The organism is Comamonas sp. MYb396 (genome assembly GCF_037479555.1).
GTDB lineage: Bacteria > Pseudomonadota > Gammaproteobacteria > Burkholderiales > Burkholderiaceae_C > Comamonas.
The window spans coordinates 444,681-458,183 of sequence record NZ_JBBGYU010000003.1 but is presented as its reverse complement, the minus strand read 5'-3'; the positions used below and the strand labels follow the sequence as shown (position 1 = coordinate 458,183).

At 65.9% G+C, this 13,503-nt stretch carries 13 protein-coding genes; 12 read left to right on the top strand and 1 reads right to left on the bottom strand.

From position 1 onward, the window contains the following. Positions 1–139 precede the first annotated feature (139 nt). The 11 genes from WH265_RS09800 (at position 140) to WH265_RS09750 (ending at position 10,637) form a co-directional block, all read left to right on the top strand. Positions 140–808: an amino acid ABC transporter permease gene (locus WH265_RS09800; protein ID WP_339558149.1), complete on the top strand. Its 669-nt coding sequence runs from the start codon at positions 140–142 to the stop codon at positions 806–808. Next, entirely contained in the window at positions 805–1,581 is a 777-nt protein-coding gene (locus tag WH265_RS09795; protein WP_312988274.1) for an amino acid ABC transporter ATP-binding protein, read from the top strand. Before WH265_RS09800 ends, WH265_RS09795 begins: the two co-directional genes overlap by 4 nt. A gap of 16 nt (positions 1,582–1,597) precedes the next feature. Then, complete coding sequence (locus tag WH265_RS09790; protein ID WP_339558147.1) at positions 1,598–2,188, top strand: HutD/Ves family protein; 591 nt, start codon at positions 1,598–1,600, stop codon at positions 2,186–2,188. A gap of 4 nt (positions 2,189–2,192) precedes the next feature. Beyond that, complete coding sequence (locus tag WH265_RS09785; RefSeq protein ID WP_339558146.1) at positions 2,193–3,590, top strand: formimidoylglutamate deiminase; 1,398 nt, start codon at positions 2,193–2,195, stop codon at positions 3,588–3,590. A gap of 3 nt (positions 3,591–3,593) precedes the next feature. Continuing rightward, on the top strand, positions 3,594–4,421 hold the full coding sequence (hutG, locus tag WH265_RS09780) for an N-formylglutamate deformylase (RefSeq protein ID WP_339558145.1): 828 nt from the start codon (positions 3,594–3,596) through the stop codon (positions 4,419–4,421). A gap of 133 nt (positions 4,422–4,554) precedes the next feature. Beyond that, a complete protein-coding gene (locus WH265_RS09775; RefSeq protein ID WP_339558143.1) occupies positions 4,555–5,982 on the top strand; it encodes an FAD-binding oxidoreductase in 1,428 nt (475 codons plus the stop codon). A gap of 244 nt (positions 5,983–6,226) precedes the next feature. Further along, on the top strand, positions 6,227–7,459 hold the full coding sequence (locus WH265_RS09770; RefSeq protein WP_027010741.1) for an ammonium transporter: 1,233 nt from the start codon (positions 6,227–6,229) through the stop codon (positions 7,457–7,459). Between the two features lie 191 nt (positions 7,460–7,650). Further along, complete coding sequence (locus WH265_RS09765; RefSeq protein ID WP_021026210.1) at positions 7,651–7,971, top strand: hypothetical protein; 321 nt, start codon at positions 7,651–7,653, stop codon at positions 7,969–7,971. Between the two features lie 160 nt (positions 7,972–8,131). Then, positions 8,132–9,472, top strand: coding sequence for an aspartate aminotransferase family protein (locus WH265_RS09760; RefSeq protein ID WP_339558142.1), 1,341 nt, complete (start codon positions 8,132–8,134; stop codon positions 9,470–9,472). A gap of 34 nt (positions 9,473–9,506) precedes the next feature. Beyond that, positions 9,507–10,076 carry a carboxymuconolactone decarboxylase family protein gene (locus tag WH265_RS09755; RefSeq protein ID WP_339558141.1) on the top strand — a complete coding sequence of 190 codons (570 nt, stop codon included), beginning with the start codon at positions 9,507–9,509 and terminating at the stop codon, positions 10,074–10,076. Between the two features lie 33 nt (positions 10,077–10,109). Further along, positions 10,110–10,637, top strand: a complete 528-nt coding sequence (locus WH265_RS09750) for a GNAT family N-acetyltransferase (protein ID WP_339535788.1) — start codon at positions 10,110–10,112, stop codon at positions 10,635–10,637. Between the two features lie 66 nt (positions 10,638–10,703). Here the strand turns inward: WH265_RS09750 and WH265_RS09745 are convergent, their stop codons facing one another. Next, the gene (locus WH265_RS09745; RefSeq protein ID WP_148293103.1) at positions 10,704–11,222 is read right to left on the bottom strand and encodes a PepSY domain-containing protein; all 519 of its coding nucleotides are present in this window, start codon (positions 11,220–11,222) and stop codon (positions 10,704–10,706) included. 217 nt (positions 11,223–11,439) lie between these two features. Here WH265_RS09745 and tkt point away from each other — a divergent pair, with 217 nt between their 5' ends. Then, the gene (gene tkt / locus WH265_RS09740) at positions 11,440–13,479 is read left to right on the top strand and encodes a transketolase (protein WP_339558140.1); all 2,040 of its coding nucleotides are present in this window, start codon (positions 11,440–11,442) and stop codon (positions 13,477–13,479) included. The last annotated feature ends 24 nt before the right edge of the window (positions 13,480–13,503 follow it).

Below are 13,503 nucleotides of genomic sequence, written 5' to 3'. Positions count from 1 at the left end.
CCCGGCGCTCCCCCCCCCCTGGGCGGGGGGGGCCAACTCCCCCTGGTGTCAATTGGGGCCCCCCCCCCCAATTAAATGCCCTGGGGCCCCCCCGGGGGCGCCCGGGCCCGCCCGCTGATCTGAGACGACAGGATTGACTATGGATTTGGATTTTTCGCCCGTCTGGGCAGGGTGGCCCGATCTGCTGCGCGGTGCGGCGGTGACGGTGGAGATCACGGCCGCTGCGCTGGTGCTGGGCTGCGTGATGGGTCTGCTGATCGGCATTGGCCGGCTCAACCCCAAGAACAGGATCATCTACGGCATCTGCACGGCCTATGTGGCCGCCATCCGGGGCACGCCGCTCCTGGTGCAGCTGTTCATTCTGTTCTTCGGCCTGCCGCAGTTCGGCATCATGCTGCCGGCCTTTGCCTGCGGCGTGCTGGGCCTGGGCATCTACTCGGGTGCCTATGTGTCCGAAGTGGTGCGCGGCGCCATCCAGTCCATCGACCGCGGCCAAATGGAGGCCGCGCGCTCCATCGGCATGTCGTCGGGCCAGGCCATGCTCTCGGTGATCCTGCCGCAGGCCGTGGTGCGGATGATTCCGCCCTTGGGCAATGAGTTCATTGCGCTGATCAAGAACTCGGCGCTGGTCTCGCTGCTGACCATCCACGATGTGATGCACCAGGGCCAGAAGATCATCAGCGTTTCCTACCGCTCGCTGGAAGTGTATTTGGCGATTGCCGTGATTTATTTTGTATTGACCGGCGTGACCACCCTGGCCCTGCGCCATTTTGAAAAGCGCCTGCGCGCTGGAGGCATGGTGCAATGACCGCAGCTCCCCAACTTTCCGAATCCATGGTCCGCATCCGTGGGCTGCGCAAGGCCTTTGGCACGCATGTGGTGCTTGACGGCATCGACTTTGATGTGCAGCCCCAGCAGGTGGTCGTCGTCATCGGGCCCAGTGGCTCGGGCAAGAGCACGTTCTTGCGCTGCTGCAATGGCCTCGAAGTGCCGCAGGGCGGCAGTGTCGAGATCTGTGGCCGCACCTTGGTGCAGGACGGCCAGATGCTGCCCGAAAAAGCCCTCAACGCGCTGCGCGAAGAGGTGGGCATGGTGTTCCAGTCCTTCAACCTGTTCCCGCACCTGTCGGTGCTGGACAACGTGACCCTGGGCCCGCGCAAGCTCCATGGCTTGAGCCGCAAGGATGCCGATGCGCTGGCGCATGACCTGCTGAAAAAAGTGGGCCTGGGCCACAAGGCCGATGCGATGCCCGGCAGCCTCTCGGGCGGGCAAAAGCAGCGCGTGGCGATTGCGCGCGCGCTGGCCATGCGGCCCAAGGTGATGCTGTTTGACGAGCCGACCTCGGCGCTCGACCCCGAGCTGGTGGGCGAGGTGCTGCAGGTGATGAAGATGCTGGCTGCCGAAGGCATGACGATGATGGTGGTGACCCATGAAATGGGCTTTGCCAAGGAAGTGGCCGATGTGGTCGTCGTCATGGATGGCGGCGGCATCATCGAAGCCGGTGACCCGCAGACCATCTTCAGCAACCCGACCAAGGAGCGCACGCGCAGCTTTTTGCAGGCCGTGTTGACCAAGCAATAAACGGGCAGGGATGAGCATGCAATTTTTCAGCAGCAGCGCGCTGCCCGCTACGCCATGGAAGAACGGCGGCGGCACGACGCAAGAGGTGCTGTGCTGGCCGCCTGGCGCCAGCATCGACAGTTTTGCCTGGCGCATCAGCATTGCGCAGATCGCCAGCAGCGGGCCGTTCTCGGCCTTTGCCGGGGTGGACCGCATCATCACCTTGCTGGGTGGTGACGGCGTGCATTTGCAATCGGCCGACGCACGCGTGGACCATCTGCTGCAGCACTGCCTGCAGCCCTTTGCGTTCTCGGGCGATGTGGCGCTGGACTGCGAGCTGCTGGGCGGCGCCTCGCAGGATCTGAATGTGATGACCCGGCGCGGCCGCGTGCAGGCACAGGTGACGATCCACCGGGGTGGCAGCCTGCAGCTGGGCAGTGCCCAGGGCCTGCTGCTGGCGCGGGCTGGCAGCTGGCGCTTGCCAGCGCATGCCGCTGCGCTGGTGGCCGGTGGCGAGGACGGCCTGTACTGGACCGCTGCGCCCGGCCAGCCGCTGCAGCTGGAAGCGGGCAGCGACGACGCCCTGTTGATCGCCGTCGCGCTGCAGGAGGTAGCAGCCGGTGTCTGATGCGATGAATACCCATAACCAATTGTTTGCCGCCCAGGCCTTGCTGCCCACGGGCTGGGCGCAGAACGTGCTGCTGCGCTGGGATGCGCAAGGCCGCTTCAGCGCCATCGAAGCCGGCGTGGACGCGGCCCGCTGCGCCGGCGTGGCACAGGCCGGCGGCCCGGTGCTGCCGGGCATGCCCAATCTGCATTCGCATGCGTTTCAGCGCGGCTTTGCCGGGCTCTCGGAGTTCCGCGGCCAGGCGCAGGACAGCTTTTGGAGCTGGCGCAACCTGATGTACCGCTTTGCCGCGCGCCTGGGGCCCCAGCACCTGGAGGCGATTGCCACCTGGCTGTACATCGAGATGCTGGAAGCCGGCTACACCAGCGTCTGCGAGTTCCACTACCTGCACCACCAACCCGATGGCCTGGCCTATGCGCCCGATGGTGAGCTGAGCCTGGCGCTGCTGCGTGCGGCGCAGACGGCGGGCATCGGCATCACCCTGCTGCCGGTGCTCTACCAGAACAGCGGCTTTGGCGGCCAGGCACCCAACGACGGGCAAAAGCGTTTTATCCGCAGCACCGACAACATGCTGCGCCTGCTGGAGAGCTTGGCCCCCGCCTGTGCTGCCCAAGGCGCGGCGCTGGGCCTGGCGCCGCACTCGCTGCGCGCGGTGGCGCCCCAGGCCTTGCAGGAGGCCGTGCAGGGCCTGCATGCGCTGAGCGCCCAGGCGCCGGTGCATATCCACATTGCCGAGCAGATGGCCGAGGTCAACGCCTGCGTCGCCTGGAGCGGCCAGCGCCCGGTGGCCTGGCTGCTGGACCATATGCCGGTGGACGCGCGCTGGTGCCTGGTGCATGCCACGCACATGGACGAGGCCGAATACGCGGCCGCAGCCGCCTCGCAGGCTGTGGCAGGCCTGTGCCCGCTGACCGAAGCCAACCTGGGCGATGGCATCTTCGACCTGCCGCGCTGGCAGGCCGGTGCCGGCCGCTGGGGCATTGGCTCGGACAGCCATATCGGCGTGAACGCCGCCGAAGAGCTGATGATGCTGGAGTACAGCCAGCGCCTGCAATCGCAGCAGCGCAATGTGGCGGCCAGCGCCAAGCAGCCCCATGTGGGCAGCCATATGCTGCTGGCTGCGGTGCAGGGCGGCGCGCAGGCCAGTGGCCGCGCGGTGGCCGGCCTGGCGCTGGACCAGCAAGCCGATTTTGTGGTGCTCGATGGTCAGCACCTGGCGCTGGCCGGGCTGCCCGCTGCCGAGCAGCTCGATGCCCATGTGTTTGCCAGCAGCCGCAGCAGTGCGGTGGCCCGTGTCTGGGTGGGCGGCCAGTGCCGCGTGGCCGACGGCCGCCACCGGCTGCACCACAGCGCGCAGCGCGGCTTTGTGGCCGCGCGCAGCGAACTTCTTCAGGAGACGTGATCCATGCATTTTGAAACCGACCGCGCAGCGTTTGAATTCCGCCAAGGCACGGCGCCGCTGCTGATCTCCTTCCCCCATGTGGGCACCTATGTGCCGCCCGCGCTGGCCGAGCGCTTCACGCCCGAGGCGCGCGAGGTGCATGACACCGACTGGCACCTGCCGCTGCTCTATGCGTTTGCGCAGGAGATCGGGGCCTCGACCCTGGTGGCCACGCATTCGCGCCTGGTGGTGGACATGAACCGCCCCCCCGATGGCGCCAGCCTCTACCCCGGACAGAGCGTCACCGGCCTGTGCCCGGTCGACACCTTTGCCGACACCCCCGTCTACCAAGGCGCCGCGCTGCAGCCCGATGACGCCGAGATTGCCCAGCGCCGCGACCAGGTCTGGAAGCCCTACCATGACCAGCTGGCCGCCGAGCTGGCCCGTATCCAGGCCCAGCATGGCGCAGCAGGCCTGTGGGATGCGCATTCGATCCAGTCGGTGCTGCCGCGCTTTTTTGACGGCAAGCTGCCCGATCTGAACCTGGGCACCAACAAGGGCGCCAGCTGCGGCAAAGGCCTGGGCGAGGCGCTGCTGGCCGAGGCCCGCAAAGGCGAGGCCGACGGCTTTAGCAGCGTGCTCAATGGCCGCTTCCAGGGCGGCTACATCACGCGCCACTACGGCCAGCCGGCGCAGAACGTGCATGCCATCCAGCTGGAGATGACGCAGAGCAGCTATATGCAGGAGCACATGCCTTTTGACTACCTGCCGGCCGTGGCCGCCAAGGTGCAGCCCCATGTGCGCCGCATGGTGGAGACCTTGCTGGCCTACGTGCAGCAACCGGCACGCTGACCGCAGTTCCGCCCCAACGGCATCCCAGGCTGTAACTACAGGCCAGGGATGCCTTTTTTTGCTCTACTGACCGAGCAGGTTTTGCTGCTGGCAGACCGCGCCCGGCAGGCAAATCGGCCGACAATAGCGGGCTATGACTACCTCTAGCACCGACAACGCGGCAGCCGCTCCTGCGGCGGCTTTCTGGACCGATCTTGAGCAAGCGGTGGGCCCCAACGGCTTTTCGCGCGGCGCGGGCGCCATCCCCGAGAAGTACTGGACCGACTGGAGCGGAACCCCGCCGGTGCCGCCGCTGGCGCTGCTGCGCCCGCGCAGCACCGAAGAGGTCAGTGCCTTGCTGCGCATCTGCCATGCCCACCGGGTGCCGGTGGTGCCCCAGGGCGGGCTGACGGGCCTGGCCGGCGCGGCCGTGCCAGTGGCCCAGGGCGTGGCGGTGGCTTTGGACCGCATGCAGCAGATCGAGGACGTGAATGCCCGCACCGGCCTGATGACGGTGCAGGCCGGCGTCACCCTGCAGACGGTGCAGGAAGCGGCCGTGGCGGCGGGCTGGGTGTTTGGCGTGGACCTGGGCGCGCGCGGCAGCTGCCAGATTGGTGGCAATGTCTCGACCAATGCGGGCGGCAATGGCGTGCTGCAAAACGGCATGATGCGCGAGCAGGTGCTGGGGCTGGAGGTGGTGCTGGCCGATGGCACGGTGCTGCCGATGCTGCGCCCCATGCTGAAGAACAACACCGGCTACGACCTCAAGCAGTTCTTTATCGGTGCCGAGGGCACCTTGGGCATCATCACCCGTGTGCTGCTGCGCCTGCGGCCCGCCCCGCAGGCCAAGGCCACCTGCATGGTGGCGCTGCCCGGCTTTGACGAGGCGCTGGCGGTGCTGGCGCGCATGCAGGCCCGTTTTGGCAACAGCGTGGCCGCGTTTGAGCTGATGTGGAGCGACTTTGTGCAGACCTCCATCCAGTGGCAAAAGCTGCAGCCGGCCTTTGACCAGCAGCACCCGCTGCAGGCGCTGATCGATGTGGATGGCAAGGACGAGGCTGCGCTGCGCGCTGCGGTGGAAGAGGCCTTGGGCGAGGCCATGGAGGCCGGTGAGGTGGTGGATGCAGTGATTGCGCAATCGAGCGAGCAGGCCAAAAGCCTGTGGAAGCTGCGCGAGGCACCCGCCGAGATGACCGCGCACATGCACCCTCCGGTGAACTTTGACGTCAGCCTGCCCCAGGTGGATATCGGCCGCTTTGCCGCCGCCTGCCGCGCCGCCTTTGATGCGCGCTGGCCCGGCCACCACAGCCTGTTCTTTGGCCATGTGGGCGACGGCAACCTGCACGTGACCACCGACAGCCAAACCATCCTTGGCGAGGACGAGGCGCTGGAAGCCGTGCTGTACGGCCTGGTGCAGCAGTTCCAGGGCAGCGTCTCGGCCGAGCATGGCATTGGCCTGCACAAGATGCCTTACCTGGGCTTTAGCCGTACGCCGCAGGAGTTGGCCGCCATGCGGGCGATCAAGCAGGCGCTCGATCCGCTGGGGCTGATGAACCCGGGCAAGGTGTTGGCGGCGGACTGAACCCCGCTTTAACCCCTTCCTACAGAACCGGCGCCTGCAGCGATGCAAGCGCCGGCTTTCTTTTGAGGGCTTGGTCCATCGCCCAGGGCACCGATGTGGTGCGATCGGGCTTTAGCTGGCAGCGCTGGCCACCCCTGCGCATGCCCGCAGGCCCCGTATCCAGGCGCTTTCCCGGCCCATGGCATAGAAACTGCTACCTTTTGAAACAAACCCGCAATGGATGACAACGTACAAAGGGGATGGCATGCAAATGGTGCAGATGGCTGCGATTGACAAGGCCGATACGGCCTGGCTCTTGGTCTCTACGGTGCTGGTGTTGCTGATGACACTGCCGGGCATTGCGCTCTTCTATGCCGGGCTGGTGCGGCGCAAGAACGTGGTCAACACGATGGTGGCCGTGTTTGCGGTGGCGGCCGTGGTGGCGCTCACCTGGTTTGCGCTGGGCTATTCGCTGGCCTTCAGCAAGTCCAGCGCCTGGCTGGGCGGGCTGGACCGGGCCTGGTTCTCATCGATGCGCCTGGATGCGGCAGCGGGCACCGTGTCGGTTAGCCACCTGGCGCCCCATCTGCCCGAGTCGCTCTATGCGCTGTTCCAGATGGCCTTTGCTGTCATCACCACCACCTTGATCATTGGCGCCGTGGTCGAGCGCATGCGCTTTTCGGCGCTGCTGCTGTTCTCGGGGCTGTGGAGCGTGCTGGTCTATGCGCCGGTGGCCCACTGGGTCTGGGAGAGCGATGGCTGGCTCAACAAGCTGGGCGCGCTGGACTTTGCCGGTGGCGCGGTGGTGCACGTCAATGCGGGCGTCTCGGCCCTCGTCTGCGCGGCCATGCTGGGCCGGCGCCAGGGCTATGGCCGCCAGGCCTTTGAGCCGCACAGCCTGGGCTGGACGGCGATGGGCGCCGCGCTGCTGCTGATTGGCTGGTTTGGCTTCAATGCCGGCTCGGCGCTGTCGGCCGATGGCCGTGCCGCGCTGGCGATGCTGGTGACCATGGTGGCGGCCGCTGCGGGCGCGCTGTCCTGGATGCTGGTCGAGTGGTGGGTGCGCGGCGCGCCCACCTTGCTGGGCGTGCTCTCTGGCCTGATTGGGGGGCTGGTGGCCATTACCCCGGCGGCCGGCTTTGTGCAGGTGGGCGGCGCGGTCGCCATTGGCCTTATTGCGGGCGTGGCCTGCTTTTGGGGCGCCACCTGGCTCAAGCGCCGCCTGGGTGTGGATGACTCGCTTGATGTGTTTGGCGTGCACGGCGTGGGCGGCATTGCCGGCTCGCTGCTCACCGCCTTGTTTGCCGACCGCGCCATTGCCGGTGTGGATGCGACCGTGCTCAACCAGCTGGTGGCCGTGGCGGCTGTGGCCGTCTACAGCGCAGCGGGCACCGCTATTTTGCTGACCATCATCCGGGTGCTGCTGCCTTTGCGGGTGACGGCGCAGCAGGAGCTGGATGGCTTGGACCAAAGCCTGCACCAGGAAAGCCAGCATTGAGAGTCGCTCACACGCCCCTGGATACGTCGTTGCAAACCCTTGTCGTACGCGGTGTACAGCCTACGGATTTGCGCCTCGTCTCCGCCGCAAACCTGCGGTGTGCGGGGCCGTGTTAGCGCCTCTTATTGAGGCAGGTTGCGCCGCCTGGGGCGCGCAGCCTATCCATCAGGTTCTGCCACGGAGGAGCTTGTATGAATGACAGTGAACGCCTGGCGATCGCCGCGCATTTGCATGTGGCGCTGCGCCGCAAGACGGGCCGGGTCACCGATACCGAGTGGATGGCCAGCGATACCGCCTACGGCCAGGCCATGGCCCAGTTTGCGCTGAACCATGCCCGCAGCAACCAGGATGCGGAGCTGGAGCGGCTGGCGCTGCGTTTTGCGGCCAGCTTGCCGGGCGCGCCTGCACCGGCGGCAGCAACCATGGCCGCTGCGGCGGCAGGGCCCGCTGCGGATGCCGTTGCGCCAGGCCTGGTGGCTAGCGCCAAGCGCTATGTAGGCGGCTTGCGTTGAAGGGATAGCGAGAGAGGGAGGGAAGGGGAAGCCTGGGAACAGAAATAGATCGAAATGGAACAAATGATCCAATAATCTATTGAAAAACTACAAATGATCCTTATACTGTGCGTATCGCTGCCGGCGCAGGGCTGGTGACGCATTGTGAAGGAGTGCTCGCATGAGCCATGTCATCCATCGTTCTCTGGCCCAGGTTCCTCTTGTTGCGGTCGGCGGCAAAGGCGTGGAATTGTTTGACCAGGCCGGCAAGGCCTACCTGGATGCCAGTGGCGGCGCGGCGGTCTCGTGCCTGGGCCATGCCCACCCGGATGTGCTGGCGGCGATGCACCGCCAGCTTGACCAGCTGGCCTATGCCCACACCAGCTTTTTCACCACCGAGGTGCAAGAGGCGCTGGCCGACCACCTGGTCGCGCATGCGCCAGCGGGCATGACGGATGTCTACTTTGTCTCCGGCGGCTCCGAGGCGGTGGAAGCGGCGCTGAAAATGGCGCGCCAGTATTTTGTCGAGATCGGCCAGCCCGAGCGCACGCACTTTGTCGCGCGCCGCCAAAGCTACCACGGCAACACCCTGGGCGCCTTGGCCGTGGGCGGCAATGAATGGCGGCGCAAGCAGTTTGCCCCCATCCTGATGGACGTGGGGCGCGTGGCCCCCGCCTATGAATACCGCGACCGCCTGGACGGCGAAAGCCAGCCCGCCTATGTGGCGCGCTTGCTGGCCGAGATCGATGCCAAGTTCCAAGAGCTGGGCCCAGACAAGGTGATCGCCTTTGTCGCCGAGCCGGTGGTGGGCGCGACCCTGGGCGCGGTGGCGGCCCCTGCCGGTTACTGGCAGGGCCTGCGTGCGCTCTGCGACCGCTATGGCATCTTGCTGATCGCCGATGAGGTGATGTGCGGCATGGGCCGCACCGGCACCCTGCACGCGGTCGAGCAAGAGGGCATCAGCCCCGACCTGATGACCATTGCCAAGGGCCTGGGCGGCGGCTACCAACCAATTGGCGCGGTGCTGGCCCAGCGCAAGATCGTCGATGCGATGCGGCGCGGCAGCGGCCTGTTCCAGCATGGCCATACCTATATCGGCCATGCAATGGCGGCGGCCGCTGCGCTGGCGGTGCAGCAGGTGATACAGCGCGACCAGCTGCTGCCCCAGGTGCTGGCACGCGGCGCCTATCTGCAAAAGCAGCTGCATGCCCGCTTTGACGCACACCCCCATGTCGGCGATATCCGGGGCCGGGGCCTGTTCTGGGGCGTGGAGCTGGTGCAGGACCGCAGCAGCAAGGCCACCTTTGACCCGGCGTTCAAGCTGCATGCCAAGGTCAAGGCGCAAGCCATGGCCCATGGCTTGCTGTGCTACCCCATGGGTGGCACGATCGATGGCCTGCATGGCGACCATGTGCTGCTGGCGCCGCCCTTTATCAGCAGCGAGGCCGAGCTGGACCAGGTGGTCGAGCGGCTGGGCGATGCGATTGACAAAGTGCTGGCCCAGCAACCGGTAGCTGCCTGAATACGCCCCCGAAACGATCTGAAAGACCTGCCCGATGACGCCCTTCCAGGACCGCATGCCGCCCCTGCCCCCAGAGGCCTGGAGCGAAGAGCAGCGCCGCTATGCCCAGCCCATCATCGATGGCCCGCGCGGCGCGCTGATCTCACCCTTTGTGCCCTTGCTGCGCAGCCCCGAGCTGATGGACCACACCCAGCGCCTGGGCGAGTACCTGCGCTACCGCAGTGCCATCGGCGTGCGCCTGACCGAGCTGGCGATTCTGGTCACGGCCCGCCAGTGGACGCAGCAGGTGGAATGGGCCATCCATGCGCCGATTGCGCTGCGTGAAGGGGTGGGCCAGGCGACCGTGGATGCCGTGGCCCAAGGCCGCCGCCCCGATGCGATGCCCGAGGACGAAGCGGTTGTGCATGACTTCTGCATCGAGCTGCACCAGCAGCGCCAGGTGAGCGACGCCACCTGGGCGCGCGCGCAGCGGCTGTTTGGCGACAAGGGCGTGATGGACCTGATCGGCATCAATGGCTATTACAGCCTGCTGTCGATGGTGATGAATGCCGCGCGCACGGCGGTCCCGGCATCCACCGCCCAGCCACTGGTGCCCTTGGCCTGATGTGATGGCTGCCGCATCGCCGACAATGGGCCGATGCGTTTTCATTCCAACGACCAGCCCCTTTGGTCTCTTGAACCCCTGACCGCGCAGCACCTCGATGGCCTGATGCAGGTCCAGCTGGCCTGCTATGGCGCAGACTTTATGGAGAGTGCCGCGCTGTATGCGGCGCGCTTGGCCAGCCCTGTGCAGTGCTCGCTGGTGGCCGTGCAGCAAGGCCAGGTGCTGGCCTATCTGGCGGCCTACCGCTCCGTGCTGGGCAAGGTGACCCCGCTGCATGGCGGCTTTGCTGGTGCAGCGCCTGCTGACACGCTGTACCTGCATGACATGGCCGTGGCTCCTGCGCGCGCTGGCGAGGGCCTGGCCTCTGCGCTACTGCAGGCGATGCTGCAACAGGCGCTGAGCGATGGGCTGCGTTACTCGGCGCTGGTGTCGGTGATGGGCTCGCAGCCGTACTGGCAGCGCAAAGGCTATGCAGCGCTGCTGCCCTGGTCGGCCCAGGAGCGTGAGGCCTTGCTGAGCTATGGCGAGGATGCGCAGTACATGGCGCAAGCTTTGGTTTGAGTCCAAACCCCGGGCGCAAAAAAGGCCAGCACGGGGCTGGCCTTGGCGTCTTGCTTTTAAAGCCGCTTACTGGTGGATATTGCCTTCAACGGCGTTGACGCGCACTTCCACCTCGGTATTGGCCGCGTTGAGGATCTTGACGTCATAGGTCAGCACACCCAGGTGGTCGTCCAGGTCCACTTCGATGGCCTTGCCGGGGGTGTGCTTCAAGGCGGTGGCGATGGCATCGTTGATGCCGATCTTGGCGGCAGCCAGGCGGTCGGTGTCCTTTTTCTCGGCGGCGCCATCGTCCTTGTTTTCCGTCACCTTGGCGGCGTCCAGCGCGCTGAACTTGAGCTTGATCTCACGGCCCTGGGCGTTGATGCCGCTGACTTCGTAGATGGGCTGCTTTTTCTTGGTATCGATCTCGGCCTTGAGCACCTTGAGGCCATGCTGGCTCTGCGCGCTCTGGACGGCCTGGGCCAGGTCGAAGCGGGCCGCTTGCACGGCAGCGATCTTGTCGGCGGTGCTGGCCAGGGCGCTGCCGCTCAGCGATGCCAGGGCGAGCGTCAAGGCCAGAGCGGTGGTGGAGAGGGTGCGTTGCATGGTCAATCCTTTCAAGCGGTAGCTAACAAACGATAGCCAGTATAAATAATATTAATAGAATTTTATTGGCGATAGCTTGCGCATTGTCAGTGTTTGCCCAAGCCCTTGGGGTAGGCGGTGGCCCTGCACCGACGTAGGCCAAGACTGGCGTATAGGACGCCGCGAACGGCAGGCCGCTAAAATGCGGCCTTTGTCGCTTTTTTCTTCCTCCACTCCCATGGTCAACAATCAGAATATGGCGAATGCGATCCGCGCACTCGCAATGGATGCCGTTCAACAAGCCAATTCCGGCCACCCCGGTGCGCCGATGGGCATGGCCGACATGGCAGTGGCCTTGTGGAGCAAGCACCTCAAGCACAACCCGCTCAATCCCCAGTGGATCAACCGCGACCGTTTCATCCTGTCGAACGGCCACGGCTCGATGCTGATTTACGCGCTGCTGCACCTGACTGGCTACGACCTGCCGATCAGCGAGCTGAAGAACTTCCGCCAGCTGCACAGCAAGACCCCGGGCCACCCCGAAGTGGACATCACCCCCGGTGTGGAGACGACCACCGGCCCGCTGGGCCAGGGCGTGACCAATGCGGTGGGCTTTGCACTGGCAGAAAAGCTGCTGGCTGCTGAATTCAACCGCCCCGGCCACGATGTGGTGGACCACCACACCTATGTGTTCCTGGGCGATGGCTGCCTGATGGAAGGCATCAGCCACGAAGCCTGCGCACTGGCCGGCGCCTGGAAGCTCAACAAGCTGATCGCGCTGTACGACGACAACGGCATCTCCATCGACGGCAAGGTGCAACCCTGGTTTGTGGACAACAGCGCCCAGCGTTTTGAAGCCTATGGCTGGAACGTGATCGGCCCGATCGACGGCCACGACCCCAAGGCCGTGAGCGACGCGATTGCCAAGGCCAAGAAGGTCGCTGACAAGCCCAGCTTCATCATCTGCAAGACCTCCATCGGCAAGGGCAGCCCCAACCGCCAGGACACCAGCAAGGCCCACGGCGAGCCGCTGGGCGCCGAAGAAATCGGCCTGACCCGCGCCGCGCTGGGCTGGACCTCGGCACCGTTCGAGATCCCGGCCGATGTCTACGAAGCCTGGGACCACAAGACCTTTGGCGCCAAGGCCGAATCCACCTGGGATGCGCAGTTTGCCGAATACGCCAAGGCCTTCCCCGAGCTGGCCGCAGAACTGAAGCGCCGCATGGCCGGCGACCTGCCCAAGCAGTTTGCCCAAGTGGCTGTGGAAGCCGTGGCCCAGGCCCACACCCAGGGCGAGACCGTGGCCAGCCGCAAGGCCAGCCAGCTGGCGCTGGAAGCCTTTACCGCGGCCATGCCTGAGCTGCTGGGCGGCTCGGCCGACCTGACCGGCTCCAACCTGACCAACACCAAGTCGACCCCCGCTTTCCGCGTGGACGACAGCGGCGCCGTGGTGAAGACCGAAGACGGCAAGATCGGCCGCCACATCAACTACGGTGTGCGCGAGTTCGGCATGGCCGCCATCATGAATGGCGTGGCGCTGCATGGCGGCTTCATCCCTTACGGTGGCACCTTCCTGACCTTCAGCGACTACAGCCGCAATGCCATCCGCATGGCTGCGCTGATGAAGCGCCGCGTGATCCACGTCTTCACCCATGACTCCATCGGTCTGGGCGAAGACGGCCCCACCCACCAGTCGATCGAGCACGCCGCCAGCCTGCGCCTGATCCCCAACCTGGATGTGTGGCGCCCGGCCGATACGGCAGAGACCACCGTGGCCTGGAGCGTGGCACTGACCAACCGCAACAAGCCCACCGCGCTGCTGCTGTCGCGCCAGAACCTGCCTTATGCGCCCAAGAATGGCGACGCGATCGGCAACATCAGCCGCGGCGCCTATGTGCTGTCCGAGCCCTCGGACATCGGCCTGAACAAGAAGGCGCAAGCCGTGATCATCGCCACCGGCTCGGAAGTGCAGCTGGCCTTGAAGGCCCAGCGCCTGCTGGCCGAGCGCAAGATCGCCGTGCGCGTGGTCTCCATGCCCAGCACGACCACCTTCGACCGCGAAGACGTGGCCTACAAGAGTAGCGTGCTGCCCGCCGGCCTGCCGCGCGTGGCCGTCGAGATGGGGGTGACCGACTTCTGGTGGAAGTACGGTTGCGCGGCCGTGGTGGGTATTGATTCCTACGGCGAATCGGCCCCCGCTGGCGTGCTGTTCGAGCACTTTGGCTTTACCGCCGACAACGTGGCCAACACGGTGCAAGTGGCGCTGCAAAAGCGTTAAACGCGCGCCGCCTCAGCAACCAAT